18 protein-coding genes are annotated in these 16,511 nt (G+C 41.8%); 7 read left to right on the top strand and 11 right to left on the bottom strand.

Going from position 1 to position 16,511, the window contains the following annotated elements; genetic code table 11:
- On the bottom strand, window positions 1-316 hold a 316-nt coding region (locus L4C33_RS11975), incomplete at its 3' end, for a helix-turn-helix domain-containing protein (protein ID WP_428812665.1).
- 238 nt (window positions 317-554) lie between these two features.
- Between L4C33_RS11975 and L4C33_RS11980 the strand changes: the two genes are divergently transcribed.
- On the top strand, window positions 555-1,130 hold the full coding sequence (locus L4C33_RS11980) for an aldolase/citrate lyase/malate synthase family protein (RefSeq protein WP_428812666.1): 576 nt from the start codon (window positions 555-557) through the stop codon (window positions 1,128-1,130).
- A 123-nt stretch (window positions 1,131-1,253) separates the two neighbouring features.
- On the opposite strand, the gene L4C33_RS11985 is transcribed toward L4C33_RS11980, so the two are convergent.
- The 6 genes from L4C33_RS11985 to L4C33_RS12010 form a co-directional block, all read right to left on the bottom strand.
- A complete protein-coding gene (locus L4C33_RS11985) occupies window positions 1,254-2,270 on the bottom strand; it encodes a GGDEF domain-containing protein (RefSeq protein ID WP_428812667.1) in 1,017 nt (338 codons plus the stop codon).
- A gap of 267 nt (window positions 2,271-2,537) precedes the next feature.
- Window positions 2,538-2,750 carry a transcription antiterminator/RNA stability regulator CspE gene (cspE, locus tag L4C33_RS11990; RefSeq protein WP_004730009.1) on the bottom strand — a complete coding sequence of 71 codons (213 nt, stop codon included), beginning with the start codon at window positions 2,748-2,750 and terminating at the stop codon, window positions 2,538-2,540.
- Between the two features lie 361 nt (window positions 2,751-3,111).
- Window positions 3,112-4,440, bottom strand: a complete 1,329-nt coding sequence (locus L4C33_RS11995) for a cytosine deaminase (RefSeq protein WP_428812668.1) — start codon at window positions 4,438-4,440, stop codon at window positions 3,112-3,114.
- 9 nt (window positions 4,441-4,449) lie between these two features.
- Window positions 4,450-5,688, bottom strand: a complete 1,239-nt coding sequence (gene codB, locus L4C33_RS12000) for a cytosine permease (protein ID WP_428812669.1) — start codon at window positions 5,686-5,688, stop codon at window positions 4,450-4,452.
- Window positions 5,689-6,350: 662 nt separating this feature from the next.
- The gene (locus tag L4C33_RS12005) at window positions 6,351-7,574 is read right to left on the bottom strand and encodes an HlyD family secretion protein (RefSeq protein ID WP_428812670.1); all 1,224 of its coding nucleotides are present in this window, start codon (window positions 7,572-7,574) and stop codon (window positions 6,351-6,353) included.
- Window positions 7,568-7,909, bottom strand: a complete 342-nt coding sequence (locus tag L4C33_RS12010) for an MFS transporter (RefSeq protein WP_428812671.1) — start codon at window positions 7,907-7,909, stop codon at window positions 7,568-7,570. The genes L4C33_RS12005 and L4C33_RS12010 overlap by 7 nt, the downstream gene beginning before the upstream one ends.
- Before the next feature lie 131 nt (window positions 7,910-8,040).
- Here L4C33_RS12010 and L4C33_RS12015 point away from each other — a divergent pair, with 131 nt between their 5' ends.
- Window positions 8,041-9,051, top strand: a complete 1,011-nt coding sequence (locus L4C33_RS12015; RefSeq protein ID WP_428812672.1) for an AraC family transcriptional regulator — start codon at window positions 8,041-8,043, stop codon at window positions 9,049-9,051.
- Window positions 9,052-9,121: 70 nt separating this feature from the next.
- Here the strand turns inward: L4C33_RS12015 and L4C33_RS12020 are convergent, their stop codons facing one another.
- Window positions 9,122-9,529, bottom strand: a complete 408-nt coding sequence (locus tag L4C33_RS12020; RefSeq protein WP_428812673.1) for a VOC family protein — start codon at window positions 9,527-9,529, stop codon at window positions 9,122-9,124.
- A 188-nt stretch (window positions 9,530-9,717) separates the two neighbouring features.
- On the opposite strand from L4C33_RS12020, the gene L4C33_RS12025 reads away from it, so the two are divergent.
- Both L4C33_RS12025 and L4C33_RS12030 read left to right on the top strand, forming a co-directional pair.
- Window positions 9,718-10,029: a putative quinol monooxygenase gene (locus L4C33_RS12025; RefSeq protein ID WP_428812674.1), complete on the top strand. Its 312-nt coding sequence runs from the start codon at window positions 9,718-9,720 to the stop codon at window positions 10,027-10,029.
- Between the two features lie 11 nt (window positions 10,030-10,040).
- The gene (locus tag L4C33_RS12030; RefSeq protein ID WP_428812675.1) at window positions 10,041-10,946 is read left to right on the top strand and encodes an NAD(P)-dependent oxidoreductase; all 906 of its coding nucleotides are present in this window, start codon (window positions 10,041-10,043) and stop codon (window positions 10,944-10,946) included.
- On the opposite strand, the gene L4C33_RS12035 is transcribed toward L4C33_RS12030, so the two are convergent.
- Window positions 10,883-11,797 carry an urea transporter gene (locus L4C33_RS12035; protein WP_428812676.1) on the bottom strand — a complete coding sequence of 305 codons (915 nt, stop codon included), beginning with the start codon at window positions 11,795-11,797 and terminating at the stop codon, window positions 10,883-10,885. The genes L4C33_RS12030 and L4C33_RS12035 overlap by 64 nt on opposite strands.
- Window positions 11,798-11,864: 67 nt before the next feature.
- The gene (locus L4C33_RS12040; RefSeq protein ID WP_428812677.1) at window positions 11,865-12,530 is read right to left on the bottom strand and encodes a pyridoxamine 5'-phosphate oxidase family protein; all 666 of its coding nucleotides are present in this window, start codon (window positions 12,528-12,530) and stop codon (window positions 11,865-11,867) included.
- 92 nt (window positions 12,531-12,622) lie between these two features.
- On the opposite strand from L4C33_RS12040, the gene pdxR reads away from it, so the two are divergent.
- Window positions 12,623-14,122, top strand: a complete 1,500-nt coding sequence (pdxR, locus tag L4C33_RS12045) for a MocR-like pyridoxine biosynthesis transcription factor PdxR (protein ID WP_428812678.1) — start codon at window positions 12,623-12,625, stop codon at window positions 14,120-14,122.
- A 77-nt stretch (window positions 14,123-14,199) separates the two neighbouring features.
- Here pdxR and yjeH read toward each other — a convergent pair whose 3' ends face one another.
- On the bottom strand, window positions 14,200-15,471 hold the full coding sequence (gene yjeH, locus L4C33_RS12050; protein ID WP_428812679.1) for an L-methionine/branched-chain amino acid transporter: 1,272 nt from the start codon (window positions 15,469-15,471) through the stop codon (window positions 14,200-14,202).
- Window positions 15,472-15,791: 320 nt separating this feature from the next.
- On the opposite strand from yjeH, the gene L4C33_RS12055 reads away from it, so the two are divergent.
- Both L4C33_RS12055 and L4C33_RS12060 read left to right on the top strand, forming a co-directional pair.
- A complete protein-coding gene (locus L4C33_RS12055) occupies window positions 15,792-16,235 on the top strand; it encodes an Lrp/AsnC family transcriptional regulator (protein ID WP_428812680.1) in 444 nt (147 codons plus the stop codon).
- Window positions 16,236-16,269: 34 nt separating this feature from the next.
- On the top strand, window positions 16,270-16,511 hold a 242-nt coding region (locus L4C33_RS12060), incomplete at its 3' end, for a nuclear transport factor 2 family protein (protein ID WP_428812681.1).

A 16,511-nucleotide genomic window follows, 5' to 3' on the forward strand; every position in this document is an offset into this window, starting at 1 on the left:
GCTCTAACGCCATGCCACTGATTCCGCCTCGGTTTCCTTTATCTGGCGTAATTTCTTGCTGTTCTGGCTCATCATCCAAAAACCACGTGGGTTCTTTTTGAAAGACTTCAGCGATGACTTCTAACATATCAATGCTTGGCACTCGCTTACCACGTTCAATCATCGACAAATAGGAAACAGACGGTGCGTATTCTGGGTTAATTCGAATACAGCGGGCAGACAGATCCTCCATGGTGAGATGGTTGCGTTTCCTCAGGTTACGTATTTTTGTACCTAAGAAATGAGACTGACGAACTAAGCTTTTTGACAAGGCCATTTTGTAAAATTCACATTGTAAAATTTTTGTTGTGAAATTGTAGTCAAAAAAGCGCTAGTCTACATATTAAGCAATTCACAAAACGACAAACTAAATAAAAGTCATTTTGGAATTATTGCTCTAGAACACAAAAATGATGAACTAGCGGTAGATTTTACAAGTGAATTAGTTACTTGAAGTAGCCGAACTAGAAGTTGAAAAGGTGAATGGTCACCGAATTGGTCAAGAGGGAAAGACTATGAATATGCTTACATTCGATAAAACAGAAATTGCACAACAAAATAAACCATTTATCGCTGAAGCTGTCTTTGCCGTAGAGACTATCAGCTCAAACCAGCAAAATGAAAAGCAGATCAAAGCTAAACAGCTGCTTGATAGACTTTTCCCACTAGAAAACGGTTCACATCAAGATGTAACCAGTTACGTGATTGACTACCGCCATATTTTGGCTTACTTCAAAGATGGTCAGCATAGTGGTTTAAAGCATCCTAAGCACTTTGTAGCCTACATGGGAGAGAAGTCAGACCCATGTTCGATTCTGTTTAAAGATGGCAGTGGCAGCCACTTAGAAGTGATGTTTGGTTGCCATAAAGGAACTGGTTGCGTTGAGCTGGTGGATATCGACGATATTCAATTGGAGACTTGCACTACATTTAGCCAGATCCCAACCGAGTCAAGCATGGCAGCAATGCGTCATTGGATTAGCTTGGTAAAAGGTGATGAGAAAGGCAAACCAAAAGCGTGCAGTGAAGATAAAGAGTTTACTGCAAAGGGTGGGGAAGATTACCGATTAGATTACAGTTTCAACCTATAATTTATCTTGGAACTTTAGACCGCTAGACTGAACTTTGTCACAATAAAAAAGCTGCTCAATAGAGCAGCTTTTTAGTATTCACAGTATGTAATTGAATCTTAGTGTGCGAGATAAATAGTGCTATTAAAGTGGCATTACTCGGTTACGGCCTAACGACTTCGCTTCATACAATAAAGTATCTGCTTTTTCTATCAGTGATTCTGCTGTATCACCTGGTTTATATTCAGCGACACCAAATGATGCTGAAATATTCGCGACTTGCTGGCCACTGCGACGATCTTTTATCGATAGTTTTTCAACTGCACGGCGGTTGGTCTCTGCGAATTGACGTGCAATTCGTAATGACTTGTTCGGTACGATTAACGCAAACTCTTCACCACCGAAGCGATAAGCTGTGATCCCATCACGGCAGTTTAGCTGTAGCTTTCTCGCTAAGCTCTTAATCACGGTATCGCCAAATAAGTGGCCGTATGTATCATTAAATTTCTTGAAATAATCGATGTCTAAAAGAATAAGACACATCGTTTGTTCGCTTTCACAAAGTGTTCTTAAATCATTATCAAAAGAACGTCGATTGTAGAGGCTAGATAAACTATCAAAGAGCGCGTCTTTTTGAACTTCGACTAGTTGACTTTTAAGTCGTGCGATTTCTCCGCTAGCACTGTTTAACTGAGAATTTAGGAACTGGGTTGAATGGCGTATATCTCGAGATTCAGATACAAGCTGTCTGACAAGCCCCATCACTTTATCGATAGACATTCCCTCATTCTCAAACTGAGATAATTCATCGAAGCTTTTATCGATCATTTCTGTGAATGCGGAGGTGTCGGCCAAGGTGTCATTCATTGAGCTAGCAACTTCTGTTACTAATACTTCAATGCTTGCCCTGAGTTCGTGCATGTTGGTTTCGGCTTTACTCGCGACATAGTTGTTATAGAGCTGGTCGCCGATGGTTGGAGGACAAATACCGTATTGCTCAATGACCTCATCCATATCTTTGGTAAGGTTAGGGATCGCGTTATCGACGTATGTATACCACAGTGCATAGTTTGCTGGAGTGGTTGATACTCGATTCTTCATCATGAGAGGGACTGCTTTTTTTAAGTTAGCGGTCGATTTTTGAAATTCGTCTTTATTCATCTTATTACTACGACTATAAGTACCAACTAAGTAACCTATGTCTAAGACTAGCGGATTTTTTCTTTATTTGCTCTAAATAATGAAAGATTAATTACATAAAAAATCTATAAATCATTGGCTTAATGATTTGAGCTTTATATAAGAAAGGGGGCAAGTGAAAATTGAGGGAGGTGACGAGAATGTGAGTGAGAAATAATTATATAGCAGACAGAAAAAAGCGCCGATAAAAATCAGCGCCTTAAAATTTTTATTAGCTTAAAATGCTAATTATTGAGCAACAACGTTAGCTGCTTGTAGGCCTTTTTGACCGTTTTCAACTTCGAAAGAAACCTTTTGGCCTTCTTTCAGAGTTTTGAAGCCTTCTGAAGCGATTGCACGGAAGTGTACGAATACGTCAGCGCCGCCGTTGTCTTGAGAAATGAAACCGAAACCTTTCTCTTCGTTAAACCATTTTACAGTGCCAGTATTTGTGTTAGACATAATTTGTCCCTTATTCATAAATTTTTTAAATTGTTGATTGCATAGCTGCAATGCGCTGTTACTTAAARTTATTTAATATTGCTAAGAAATAAGGAAAAACTACTTACAAATACGTGTTACGAATTTACTTGTCACTTTTACTTTTACTCTAACTTAAATAACTCTGGCTAACAGAGCGAAGTTATAATAGCACGGTCGATTTCAATGTACAGAGTTTATTGTACTGTTTGTTAGAAATATTAACTTAGATACGATCGAAATTTTGTAGTCACTAGAGCTTTTTAGAGTAAATGACTAATAAAAAAGCCAGTAGCTTCTCGCTACTGGCTTTTTTGTATTTAACTGTTTGAGCTAAATGAATTTAAGCATTTACAGGTTTTACTGAAACTGGCTTTGAAGCGCTATTTGTTCGTGCAGATTTGAACGTAACAGCTTCTTCTTTATCCAGAGTAATAGAAGTTACAGCAGGCATTGTTTCTGCAATTACTTTACCGTGACGAACGGAGTAACGAACAGGCACTTGGCGACGTACTGCATCGAATCCATTTTCAGCAGGAAGAATCAATAAACTACCTGAGTTGCCTTCTTGAATACCAAAGTTGTTTTGGATATTAAGTGTGCGCGCTGAGTTTTTGCTGATTAAATCTAACGATTCGTTGATTTGGTCGTAGCCCATAACCTGAGTCACATGCAAACCCATATGCAGAACCTGTAGCATGTTTGCTGTACCTAGTGGGTACCATGGGTCGAAAACATCATCATGGCCGAAACATACGTTGATGTTTGCTGCTAGCATTTCTTTCACGCGAGTTACACCGCGACGTTTCGGGTWATCGTCAAAGCGCCCTTGCAGGTGAATGTTAACCAATGGGTTTGCCACAAAGTTAATACCTGACATTTTCAGTAGGCGGAACAAGCGTGATGCGTAAGCACCGTTGTACGAACCCATTGCTGTTGTGTGGCTTGCTGTGACTTTTTCGCCCATTTCATATTTATGAGCTAGAGCTGCAAGTGTTTCAACGAAACGAGACTGTTCGTCATCGATTTCATCACAGTGAACGTCAATTAAACGGTCGTACTTACGTGCTAACTCGAAAACATAGTGTAGTGACTCAACCCCGTACTCACGAGTGAACTCGAAGTGTGGAATAGCACCGATAACATCAGCGCCTAATTGAACTGCTTCTTCAAGTAGTTCCTTACCATTTGGGTAAGAAAGAATACCTTCTTGAGGGAAAGCAACGATTTGAATGTCTACCCATTCTTTCATTTCTTCACGAACTTCAATCATCGCTTTCAATGCGATCAACGTTGGATCTGAAACGTCAACGTGTGTACGTACGTGTTGAACTCCGTTAGCTATCTGCCATTTTAGAGTTTGCTTTGCGCGAGATTTTACATCTTCAATCGTTAGCAGTTCTTTACGCTCAGACCAACGTTCAATACCTTCAAACAGGGTGCCTGAAATATTCCAGCTTGGCTCACCAGCCGTTTGAGTAGTATCTAGGTGAATATGCGGTTCACAAAAAGGAGTAACAGCAATACCACCTTCTGCGTCTAACACTTCACCGTCAAAGGTTATAGCCGCTTCGTTATCAATGATCTTTTTGAATTGACCATTTTCAATCAGAATTTGTTTCAAGCCATCTTCAGCCTGAAGCTTTGCATTCTTGATTAGGAGAGTCGTCATTTTGTTTCCTTAAGCGGGTTGTTGTATTAGAGCTTTTTTGTTCAAAATTGAGTTAAGTACCAGGTAGCTGATAGCGCCGCCGAATACAGCGTTAAGAGGAACAATTCCTGGAAGGAAGTGACCTGCAGCTACGCCCACAGCCATGGCTATAATGCCAGCCCAGTTGATTGTTTGGAACTCAGCGTTTGCAAAATCTTTGTAACGTTTACGGTTAATGAAGAAATCAGCGATGATTACGCCACCGATTGGTGGAATAGCTAGCGATAGGAATGTTAGCCAGCCAACAAAGTTGTTGTATAACCAAAGGGCGAAAATCGTACCGATAATACCGTTCAAGATTGACATCGCAGTGCTTGAGCGACCAGTGATGTTTGAGAACCCTAAACCTGAAGCGTAAAGCGCGTTTTCATTTGTAGTCCAGATGTTTAAGCCTAGAACGATGATAGCGGGTAATAGAAGGCCTTGAGCAATCATGACATCTGAAATGTCTGAGTGGCCAGTTGCCGCAGCACCTGCTGCGCCAAAAATAAACATTAATGAGTTACCAATGAAGAAAGCAACCATTGTAACTAATACTGCGCTTGCTGGCTTTTTACCAAAGCGAACGAAATCGGCCGTTAATGTACCTGCACTTACGAACGAACCAACAACCATTGCTAATGCAACAGAGAAGTCCATTGGTGTTTCTGGTTTGATAAGCTGAAGTTGTTCTAAGCCACCAACGCTGTCTACGGCTGTTAATACCGAGTAGCCACCTAGGATTGCAATTGATGGTACGGCGATAGCAGATAAGACCATTAGTGCTTTGATGCCGAAGTACACCGTTGCTGTCATAAGAAGACCAGAAACAATGATTAGTGTGTTGGTGTCAATTCCCGTTGCTTTCTGTACTGGGATTGCAAACATTGCAACGCCCACACCAAACCAACCGACTTGAGTCCCGCCAAGTAGCGCTGAAGGTAGCCATGAACCTTTGGTTCCAAAAGAGAAGCGAGCAAGAAGGTGAGTAGAAAGACCAGTTGAAGAGCCGATGTAGCCAAGAAAAGAAGTATAGATACCGAGGATTAAGTTACCGATTAAAACTGCAAGGACGAAGTCATCAAACGAAAGACCGGTTCCGAGTGAACCACCTGTCCACATACTAGCGGAAAAGAAAGTGAGACCAAGCATTACCATGGTAAGTGAAGCGACTCCTTTCCTAGCCGATGTAGGTACCGGCCCAAGACTGTAGTTATTATCAGCAGCCATTTTTTTCTCCGCAAGTTGATTAAAATTAAATTCAAATCGACCATATTTCAGGTAAACGTGCGCATTATGGTGATCTAAAAAACTTAGTCAATGATATTTTTGTTAATTAAATGGGTTAACTTTGTTTTTTGATTTTTTATTTCATATATATCAGGTGGTTATATTTTTGCTTCGGTTATTTTTTTTATGGTTAAACGTTTACTATTTAGCGGATGATTATACTTAATTAGCATTCTGATTAATAAGTCGAGAAAACGTCGCGTGAATGAGTGTCTGTAAAGATGAGAGAGTATCGTTATACGATAGTTTGCATGTGCAACTACTAAGAACTTGAATTGTATACACAAAGGGAAGAGGAATAATTTGTGGGCGTTAGATAAAAAAAGAGCCAATTGCAATAATCGCAATTGGCTTATATATAGTGTGAACAATTGAGTTCACTAACAACGTCAGTTGGCTAGGTGACCCTCGGCTTAAGAAGGGTCAATTAATATATTGCAGCATACGTGCCAACTTTTTAGCATTGAAAAACCTTATATTCATATCAATTTGATGCGTATTTGAGCTGAATGCATTAAATCTATTGCAAAGTGCATTTGCATATTGCGAATTAAGCAAAAGTATATTGGCTTAATGACCTTTTTCTATCTTACGATTACTTTCTATATTGAATAGAAGTAGTACAACTGAGATTTCATTCGAATGATGATGCCTCTGATGACATCTAAGAATGACATAAAGCTAATTGGCTTTTCTGCGCTGACCCAAGCTAAGCCCACAGAGCCTACTGGAATGTCGTAACCCTCATTTTCTGCAATCTTCAATCGAACAAAGTGGTGTTTGTTCTGTAAGTTCTTTCCTGTGGTGACACGTACGGGATCATCCCAGCCCATTAAAGAGCCTTGCGCTTCTCCGGTTGCTTCTACTACGCCTTCTACGGTTGCAGAGAAAATATGCCCAGGATACACAGCCGACGCAAATTCAGCTGCTTGGCCGACTTTAACATTGCGTATGGCCTGGTGGTTCACACGCATCAGTACGTATTTTTCATCAGTATACATTTGGATTCGGGGCATCATTGAGACCCTCTGTCCTTCACGTAAAATGAAGTTGGTCACGAACCCATCTGCAGGCGCTCGAACGCTTGTGCTATCTAGATCCCACTGTGCTTGGTCAACCGCCGATTTCGCAGACTGAACATCACTTTGCTTTGTTACGACATTCAGTTTGGCTTTTTGAATATTGAGCTTTGCGTTTTTCGCATCAACTCGTTTCTTCGCTAGTTGAGATTTTAACGTTTCAATATTATGTTCAGCTAATTCAACAGTAGCTGTCTGTTTATCAATATCGCTTTCTGTGATCGTGTTCTGAACAACTTTATTTTGTTCGACATAGCGATTAAGAGTTCGCTGCTGTAAGGAAAGATCCGTTAATGCAGATTTTATTTTTGCTTCAGCAGTCGTGATATCCTCCAGGCTCGATTCATGGCTAACCTGTGCAATCTCGACCTCTTGTTCTGCTGTATGCAGAGCTGCTTGTGCAGAGCCTAACTTGACCTGTTGCTGTTCAAGGGCAATACGATATTTGGTTTCGTCAATTTCATAGATCAACTGACCTTCAGTAATTTGTTGGTTTGGTGAAATATGAATTTTGTCGACTTTACCGGTTACCGCGGTAGAGTCTGGTCGAAGTTGAATGTGAGGAGATTGGACAACAGAGCCTCCTGACAAGTCCATCGGGGTGTAGTTGAWTAAGCCAACCCACACAAAAAGTAGCCAGGATGTACCGCCAAGATAGGCAAAACTTTTGGTTACTTTGTTCCAAGGCATGCCTACCAGTCTTAATAAGTAAATAAATAGTGCCCAAACCGCTAAGCCTTCTAGCATGATGTTTCCTCTTCAGATTGCATACTTGATCCCTGTTGATTTGCGGGACTCTTCCAAGTGTCTCGAAGGTTAAGAATGGCTTTTTCCATATCAACAAAAGCAAGAATGACGGCAATGACCCATACCCAGTGCCAAACGAAGCCAATCCAAGTTAAGGCGGTGATTAATCCTATTTGATGATGATCTTTGCTGTGAGCTTTGTTGATTGGGAGTTCATGTAAACGCCAAAACCCGTATCCTGCTGCTGCAATTGTTGCGATTAGCACAATGCCAGCAACGACATGTAAGGCTGTGTCAGCACCAGTTCCTACGAATGGAACACTAAGTAAACTCATTTTATTATCCTGTTCTTGGTCATGTTCGGCATTTTGACTTAATGACAGGTAATTAAGCGTTATCCTACAGATTGTATTAATCTTCGTTAATTTTTGATGTAATCTGTTTATTCTGGCGGTTGGGGATCACAATGAGCGATAACGTAAATTTTATAAGAGCACTGGGGCTACTTGGTGTTTATCAATTAAGCCGTTCTTACTATGGTGTGAAAGCATCTCAACTACCGATACCTAGCTCGGTATTTCATAACGCCATGAATTTGATTCCGACGAAGGAAATGTGTAAATGGTTAATTAGCCTGGAAGAAGCCACGAAAGACCCTGACATGATGCTGAAGATGGCTAAAAAAGTCGATTTGGATAAGATCGGTTCGATAAGTCATTGGTTCTTCTCTGGACATGATTTAGCTTCAACGATCCGACGCATTAATATTGGATTGCATTGCTTACAATCAGGCGCTCATTTAGCGGGGGTTCAAGTTGGTCCTTTGATCAAGTGGACTTATAGCAATGGTGCGGTTGAATCCTATGCTAAGGTTCACGACAGCGTTCGTGTTGCCGTATTTATGACAAAAATACTCCGTCGATATTTGGGGGAGGAATACTCACCAACTCGCGTTATGTTGTCTGGGAAGAGAGAGAATAGCGCACTCTATGAAGATTATTTTGGTTGTGAAGTCGAATGGAACCATTCTCAAACAGAAGTGTGGTTGAAGGCTGACCTCCGTCTAGCCTCTCATCAAAATCAAACTARTTTACGTGCAGCGCTTGCGATGAGCTTTAGTGATCTCGATGACTTTCTCAATATGCCAGATCCCCATGACCAACATAAAGTGATTTACGAGATGATTAATTACAGCTGTCATTTTGGTTTACCGACTCTGGCTAGAGTGTCTGGTTTGCTAGGGTTATCTGAGCAACAGTTCCAAAGGCGATTACAGAAGCTTGGTATAAATTTCTCTACCATTATGGGCTATGTATTAAGTAACTCTGCTGTGGATTTAATGCAACACTCGGTACCGCTAGAAGAGATCTCGAAACGGCTAGGTTATACCAACCGCGCAAGCTTTGATCGGATGTTTAAGAAACATAGGGGCGTAACGCCTAAGCAGTATATTGAGCGATTCCGATTAGACGTTTAGCGGTAATACTTCTGCTGATGAAAGTATATGGGGCTTTACCTATTATTCGTTCCCTTATGAAGAAATCAGGTTAACTCAACGTTTGGCCTGAAACTGCGGGGTGATATAAAGGCTGAACGACGTTTCCTGCCGGATCCTTACAATGGAAACTACGAGCTCCATCGCTATGATCGTGCGGTGTATCCAATAGCGGTACACCAATTGATTGTAAGTATTCAAACCACTGTTGTAATTCTTGCTTTGTATCAACTACAAATCCGAAATGATCCAACGTTTGTGCTGTCGCTTCAGTCTTCGTTCTTGATCGGCCTAAGGATAGGTTGTCATTTCCGCAGGTCAGGTATATCAAGTTGTCGTTCGCTTTTCGCAGAACCTGCATCCCCATAACTTCTGTATAGAAGGTTAAACACTCCTCAAACTCATGAACCGTCAAGGCTAAGTGTCTTAACCCATTAAATGGTTTTGGTTTATTCACCATTTTAAATCCTTTTGTATTTAAACTGATTAAATATTGTATACAATTATTGATCGAAAAACGAATTCATGGTGTTCTTAGTGTTGGCTGTGCCAGTAAGTCGAGAGTTACTCATTTCAACTTAGCAATCGATGCACCTAAACGTGCACTGGTAGGAATATTCAGCAATTAATCTAAGAATAAGGAATGTTATGTTTTGTATCGTAGTCAAAAACGTAGTTAAGCAAGGGGAAAAAGAGCAGTACCTATCTATCATGAACGAGAACGCAACAGCGTCGGTGACCAATGAAGCTGGGTGTTATGTGTTTGATGTACTTCAATCTCACCAAGATGATCACTGCTTTTATCTTTATGAAATATATGCGGATGAAGCAGCACTTGCGGCACATAAACTGACTGATCACTATTTAGCGAGCCGACAGCAACTTAACGGGCTAGTTATAGACCAGTCAGTGATCCGTTGTGACGTAGTTGATCGAAACTCAAAGCTACTGAGTGCTTAATAGAAGGAATTATGATGAAACAAACACTTGGATTTATAGGTTTAGGGTTGATGGGTAACCCAATGATCGCGCGATTACTTGATGCTGGCTACTCCGTGAACGTTTGGGCTAGAACCCCGAGCAAATCATCTTTTGTTGTTAGTAAAGGAGCATGTTTGAAGCAGAGTGTTGAGGCGTTGGTTGAATCGTCGGATATTGTGATGCTATGTGTCTCGGATACGGCTGCTGTGGAGTCGATTGTTCTTGGAAGAGATGGCTTATTAGAAGCCATCAATAAATCAGACAATCATAAAGTTAAGATCGTGATGGACTTTTCCAGTATATCTCCCAAAGTGACTGTCTCTTTGGCTAAAGCATTGCTTCATGCCGCTGATGTAGAGTGGATTGATAACCCTGTTTCTGGCGGTGTTGTTGGTGCTGAAAAAGGAAGCTTGGCGATCATGTGTGGTGGAAACGAGCAGACAATTGAATTGCTTCAACCTATCTATCAAGTTCTGGGAGAAAATGTAACCAGAATGGGTGAAGTAGGATCGGGGCAAGTCACCAAAATTGGTAACCAAATGCTTGTCAGCTGTAATGTATTGGTGATGGCTGAAGTGTTTGCTCTTGCAGAAAAGGCTGGCGTTGATTCAACTAAGATCTCACAAGCTCTTAGTGGCGGCTTTGCTGATTCTTTGCCTTTACAAATCACCGGCCCAAGAATGGCTGAGCGTGATTATGAGCCTGTCAAATGGCATGTAAAAACTCTACTTAAAGATTTAGATATGGCGAAACAGTTGGGCTTTGAAGAAAACGCATCCACTCCAATGGCGTCACTCGGTGCTGAGTTGATGCGTTTACATGGAAATCAGGGTTATTTGGATTCCGATCCTTGCACGTTAATGGAGCAGTATTTACCAAGTAGTTTGGATAAATAAACAATGGCCCAGGTGCTTAGTATAAAAGGGGCGGTGAGTGGTAATAACCCGAACCAATGGAAGCCCAAGGTGACAAAGCAACTGAGTACTACGCCAATTAAAATAAACGGCCAAGCTATTCCTGAATAAAGTAATAATGCGAGGGCTGTAAGAGTAGCGTTATAGCCATACAGCCCTTGATTAATTAGGGTAGGAGAAGCTCCTACTAACGAACTAATGCCAGTAGCAACAGATACGGCGAGCACTACCCATAAACCATGCTTAATGTTGTTGACCAAAATAGCCAATAAAATAAGTAACCCAGCAAACGCGTTGTTCATGAAAGCAACCTGGCTGATCCCATTTAAAATGGGCAGTAGGGCTTGTGGCAGGTGGACGAGGTAGTGAGTTTCTGATGAATGAGCAAGATTTGAAGTGGTCAACTCTAGCTGCGGTATGATACTTAGAGATCCATGGAGTAGCCAGGCGATGCAAATAAAAGCACAGGTATAGCCACGGTAGGTTTTGAAGCGAAATACGACCTTGGCTACTGGAACCGTCAGAAGCGCCCCAATCGCAACAATAAACCAACTGGAAAGGGTTACGACATAAAAGTTGCCGATGAAGAGTCCGATCAACGCACCATTTAATGAGTATAAGCCGTCATTGATATCTGCGCTAAGTTTATTGGAATAGACGGCAAAGCCATAGCTTATAGCTGCTCCAAATAGGGTTAACGTGGCCAGTGACGGAGATTCAGCGGCAATTGCACATAGAACCAAGAATGAAGCAAAGATAGAGGGAGTAAAATAAACTTGCCCAATCCCATTGAGCAAGCCTCCCCACGATGAAAATTCCTTTTTAAGAGCCATCTTCTGTTCATTTACCGTTAAATTTTGATGTATATATTGTATACAATTAAATGGGGTTGAACATTTATTAGTTCTCGTTTTGATACCATCGTTCACCATAAGCTGCGTGATAATCGGGCTTTTCAATCGTATCGGACAGATCTTCGGTCGTTTCTAGTGGTCCCACAACGGTACGATAGGGAAGAACACCAGCCCATACTGGTATATCAAGGTCGGCTCTATCGTCATTGACTCCGTGCTTACCGATTTTTACAGATGCTTCAGTAAGTGGGATCGCTAACAACTCAGTGGCAGTGAGTTCTTTGTCGTTACTTAAGCGTATTTCGTCGGTTCTTCCCGGTGCAATCTGCTCGATAAAAATATTCAGTAGACGATCTTTTTCAGAATTGTCATCGATTACTTCAAATGAACCAAATACGACAGCAGAACGATAGTGCGCACTATGGTGAAATGCTGAACGAGCGAGTACCCATCCGTCAAACAATGTGAAGGTTAAACACGTTTTTGCTCCGTCTTTTAAGCTTCTCAATAATCGACTATTTCTCGCCCCGTGAATATAAACATGATCGTCAACGCGCCATGCCAACATTGGAATAACCACTGGACTCGATTCGTTATTGATCGCCACATGAGCAATCAGACTTTCATCAATGATTTGATGTAGTTTTTCTGTCTCTAAAACAGCTTTGTGTGCGCCTTTTTTAATTTGTGTTCTTTGCGTGTTTGATAACATATTGAGCCTCCAATCCTTGTCTCTTTTCGCTACTATATGATTACGGTGGTTCGGAATGTAGAACCAGTTTTTACAAGTGAATGGATCCAGTTATGCAGCCAATTGATGTCGGTGATTTTGAACTCGATGAAAAAATGAACAGTAGACAAAGCGCGTTGTTTCATGGAGTTAGAGAGAAAATTATTGCTGGGTTATGGGCGAAAGGGGGAAAGCTTCCCTCGACTAGGAAGTTTGCCAATGAGCTTAGGTTGAGCAGAAATACCGTTATCTTAGCTTATGATCAATTAGTTGCTGAGGGATACATTCGCAGTGTAAAAGGGTCTGGATTTTATGTATCTGTCGAACTGCCAGAACATTACCTCACTTCCAACGAAAAGGTTGGGGTGGTTGAGGTAAATCTATCGACATCTCTGGAACTGAATAAGGCGTTTGCACCGGGTGTACCAGATTTGAGTCTATTCCCGTTCACGAAGTGGCAGCGGTTATTGCAACGACATAGTTCTAGAGAATGCTTGGCGGGCAGTGGGCAAATACAAGGCAGTTTGGAGTTAAGAGCCGGACTGAGCGATTACCTATCGGGTAGTCGTTCAGTGGTGTGTAACCCTGAAAGGATCATAATAACCAGTGGTGCGCAGCAAGCGATGACCATTGCGCTCCTCGCAATTTTACAGCCCAAAGATACGGTGATGATGGAAGAACCGGGTTACTCGCAGATGCGTAAGGTTATCAAGTTACTCGGGCTTATTAGTGAACCGCTTGCTGTCCATGAGCACGTGGGGCCTAACATCGATCAAGTGCTGCTTAGTGATGCTAAGGCGTTGTATGTGACACCGAGCAATCAATATCCCATGGGAACAACTCTAAATACTGACCAACGTTTAAAGCTTATTGAGTGGGCACATAATAATCAGCGCTGGATCATTGAAGATGACTACGACAGCGAATTTCAATTTGCTCATCGTCCATACACGAGTATGCAAGGCCTCGCGGGTAAGCTCGGTCAAGACGATAGAATCATGTATGTGGGCTCGTTCAGTAAAGTGATGTTTAACGGACTTAGGCTGGGCTATTTGGTTGTGCCTGAAAGCCTGGTTGCGCGGTGTAATGAGATCAAAGATGCCCTTAGTGGGGATTCACCTTCACACACTCAATCTGCATTAGCGGATTTCATTGTTGAAGGCAGTTTATTACGACATATTCGAAAAATGCGACGCGTCTACAAACAAAAATACTTAACAATGACGGAAGCGATTCAGCGAGAGTTTAAAGGAAAAGTTGAAGTTATAAGCCAGCCTGCAGGTTTGCATGTGACGATAAAATGGTTTGATTGTCCAGGTGAAAGTGCATTGTGTGAGCAAGCTAAAGACATCGGGATAATTCTACGTCCGCTGCATTATTATGAAGGCGAAAAAGCCAAGACAGGTGACGGAAAACACATTTCTGATGACCTTCTTAAGGGGAAACGCCGAGAGTGGAATGGGGCCGTACTTGGTTTCGGCAATGTGAAGCAAACAGACATTGATCCACTAATTGCCAAATTATCAGAGGTCTTCTTTAAGCATTGGGTGCTCAATGAGCAACAAGGCCGTTAAATTGCTGAGCGAGTGAAGCTTGGCTGAGTTAGGTTAGCCAAGCTTCACTTGGTTTTTAATTTCAAATGGGATGTTTGTTAGAGTTCTCTATTTGCTTCGGCTTTCCTATTCTTGCCCAGCCAAAGATCCCAAGGTAAACACAGCATTACAAAGACAGACACCGCATACAACATTGACCAGCCTAAACACATAAAGACTAAAGTACAAAGAACCAGGGCAATAGCAGCCAATACTTGAGTGATACCAGATAGAAGTTTATAAGCTGCAACCATAGCCAGCAGATAAACAAGTACGAATATGCCATTGGCCAGCTTTAAGAAAAACTCCAAATCAAGCCCTGAATATTCACCTACAACACAAGATACTAGAACGATGCCGCCGACAGCAAAAGTCGCGTAGTGAGGAACGCCCGTATTGGAAAGCTTGGCCATTTTACTGCTTGGTTTATGCTGTCGAGCTTGTGCCCACAACATACGAGATAGACTTTGGGTATAAAGGTTCAAACTCGCAAAGCATGCTAAAAATCCGAGCACACTGATAACCAGTTTAAATTTATTGCCAAATAGTTGTTCTGCTATCCATGGAATGGAGGCTGAATCAAACGCCACTGAGCCATAAGCTTGCATTTTTAATATCACAACAGAACATGCCCAATATGTCGCACCCGCAACAAAGCAACCAACAATGATAGCGATAGGGAAGTCTCGCTCAGGGTTTTTAAACTCTTCTCCCATATGCGCAAAAGCTTCTATGCCAACGAAACACCAAAACATCACGCCAAGTGCCAGTCCAATAGACCATAAAGAGTCGGGGGTTAGAGCTGGCATAGCAATGTCGCTGGTTCCTATATCGGCTTTCCATAGAAAAGCACCAATTAAGGCCAGTATTGAAATCGCAATGACGCTTTGAAGACGACCTGAAGACTTACTACCCATTAGGTTGATACCAATGAGTAGGGCGACAGTAAAGATCTGGGCCATCAAAGGGGAGTCTAAACCAGAAGGAAGTAACTGTTGTGCAAAGCCGCCAGCCAGCGCGACAGCTGCGGGCACACCAACAGGGATCACACTCAAAAATAACCATGCGACACTGGTTTCTAGCCTTTCTCCAAATGCCTTTCTAACAAAATAGGCTGTTCCTCCAGCATTAGGGTAACGCTTACCAAGAGCCGCGAAAGTCAGCGCAATCGGACAAATTGCGATGAATAAAATAACCCATGCCCATAATGAAAACGGCCCAGCAATCCCTGCTGCAATCGCTGGTATCATAAATAACCCAGTACCTAGCAACGTGGTTGAAAGTTGGCCTACGCCTGACAGTAACGTGATTTCCCTTTTTAGCTCAGCCATATGCAATCCTTAGCCATTATTCTTCTTTTATAGGTCTAGAGAATAGCGCGTTACTTAGCTGATTTCAGTATTCAAAATGTCGCATTCGTGTGTCACTTTGACGGAAAACGATAAGTTCAAAGTCAATATGATGGACACGGATGCGTATTGCTCATGCTAATCGCTAACAATTAACAGCTATTATGTTTTTGAATCGAGCCAATTACGCTAACGGGCGTGAAGTTAGTTAAGGTATTCATGCAACAACGGGACAAAATATTTAATCCCAGTAGGAATTGTGTCAAATTGCCTGATACAAAAATGGAAGTTGTAGGGAACGAATGGATAAGTTTGATCAACAAATATTGGAACGATTGAAAGTAAATGCACGTACGTCTGTCAGTGATATTGCACGGGAAGTGAATTTATCGCGTTCAGCGGTTACGGCTCGAATAAAAAAGTTGGAATCGGATAACATTATTCTGGCTTATCGTACTCAAGTCGCTAGCCAGGAAGCAGACCATAATGTTTGTGCTTATTTGGCTTTGAAGTTCGATATGTCGAGTTCGACTCATAACTGTGAATTGTATGCGAGTCAGATTCAGCGTATTAAAGGCGTCAAATGGTGTCACGCTATCAGTGGTGAAACGGATATGATGCTTTACTTGGAAGTGGGAAGCATGAATCGATTGAATGAGATCCGTGACGAAATACAAGCTTACCCTGATTTACGCCACTTAATGACTCATACGGTACTGAATGAGTTCTTCAATACTACAAGATAGTGCCCGAATTTTTTCTGTTTAAATTAGGAAACACATGACAGCCAAAGACATTGTGCTTGCGTATTGGCAAGACATGGAAGGTAACGACTTTTTTAAAGCAGCAGAGTGGTTAAGCCCTGACTGCGAAATTCATTGGCCACAAAGTCAAGAAGTGATCCTAGGCCGAGAAAACTTTGGTCGAGTGAATTCAGAATACCCAGCCAAAGGAAAGTGGAGCTTTGTGATCAATCGAATCGTTGCTGAAGGCGAAGAGGTTGTGACGGATGTAACTGTGTC

The sequence above is a fragment of the Vibrio makurazakiensis genome, assembly GCF_050337375.1.
GTDB classification, from domain to species: domain Bacteria; phylum Pseudomonadota; class Gammaproteobacteria; order Enterobacterales; family Vibrionaceae; genus Vibrio; species Vibrio makurazakiensis.

Coding starts and splice junctions, on each gene's coding strand:
- L4C33_RS11980 (WP_428812666.1), top strand. CDS start 555: ATGAATATGCTTACATTCGATAAAACAGAAATTGCACAACAAAATAAA.
- L4C33_RS11985 (WP_428812667.1), bottom strand. CDS start 2,270: ATGAATAAAGACGAATTTCAAAAATCGACCGCTAACTTAAAAAAAGCA.
- cspE (WP_004730009.1), bottom strand. CDS start 2,750: ATGTCTAACACAAATACTGGCACTGTAAAATGGTTTAACGAAGAGAAA.
- codB (WP_428812669.1), bottom strand. CDS start 5,688: ATGGCTGCTGATAATAACTACAGTCTTGGGCCGGTACCTACATCGGCT.
- L4C33_RS12010 (WP_428812671.1), bottom strand. CDS start 7,909: ATGAGTTTACTTAGTGTTCCATTCGTAGGAACTGGTGCTGACACAGCC.
- L4C33_RS12020 (WP_428812673.1), bottom strand. CDS start 9,529: ATGGTGAATAAACCAAAACCATTTAATGGGTTAAGACACTTAGCCTTG.
- L4C33_RS12025 (WP_428812674.1), top strand. CDS start 9,718: ATGTTTTGTATCGTAGTCAAAAACGTAGTTAAGCAAGGGGAAAAAGAG.
- L4C33_RS12030 (WP_428812675.1), top strand. CDS start 10,041: ATGATGAAACAAACACTTGGATTTATAGGTTTAGGGTTGATGGGTAAC.
- L4C33_RS12035 (WP_428812676.1), bottom strand. CDS start 11,797: ATGGCTCTTAAAAAGGAATTTTCATCGTGGGGAGGCTTGCTCAATGGG.
- L4C33_RS12040 (WP_428812677.1), bottom strand. CDS start 12,530: ATGTTATCAAACACGCAAAGAACACAAATTAAAAAAGGCGCACACAAA.
- pdxR (WP_428812678.1), top strand. CDS start 12,623: ATGCAGCCAATTGATGTCGGTGATTTTGAACTCGATGAAAAAATGAAC.
- yjeH (WP_428812679.1), bottom strand. CDS start 15,471: ATGGCTGAGCTAAAAAGGGAAATCACGTTACTGTCAGGCGTAGGCCAA.
- L4C33_RS12055 (WP_428812680.1), top strand. CDS start 15,792: ATGGATAAGTTTGATCAACAAATATTGGAACGATTGAAAGTAAATGCA.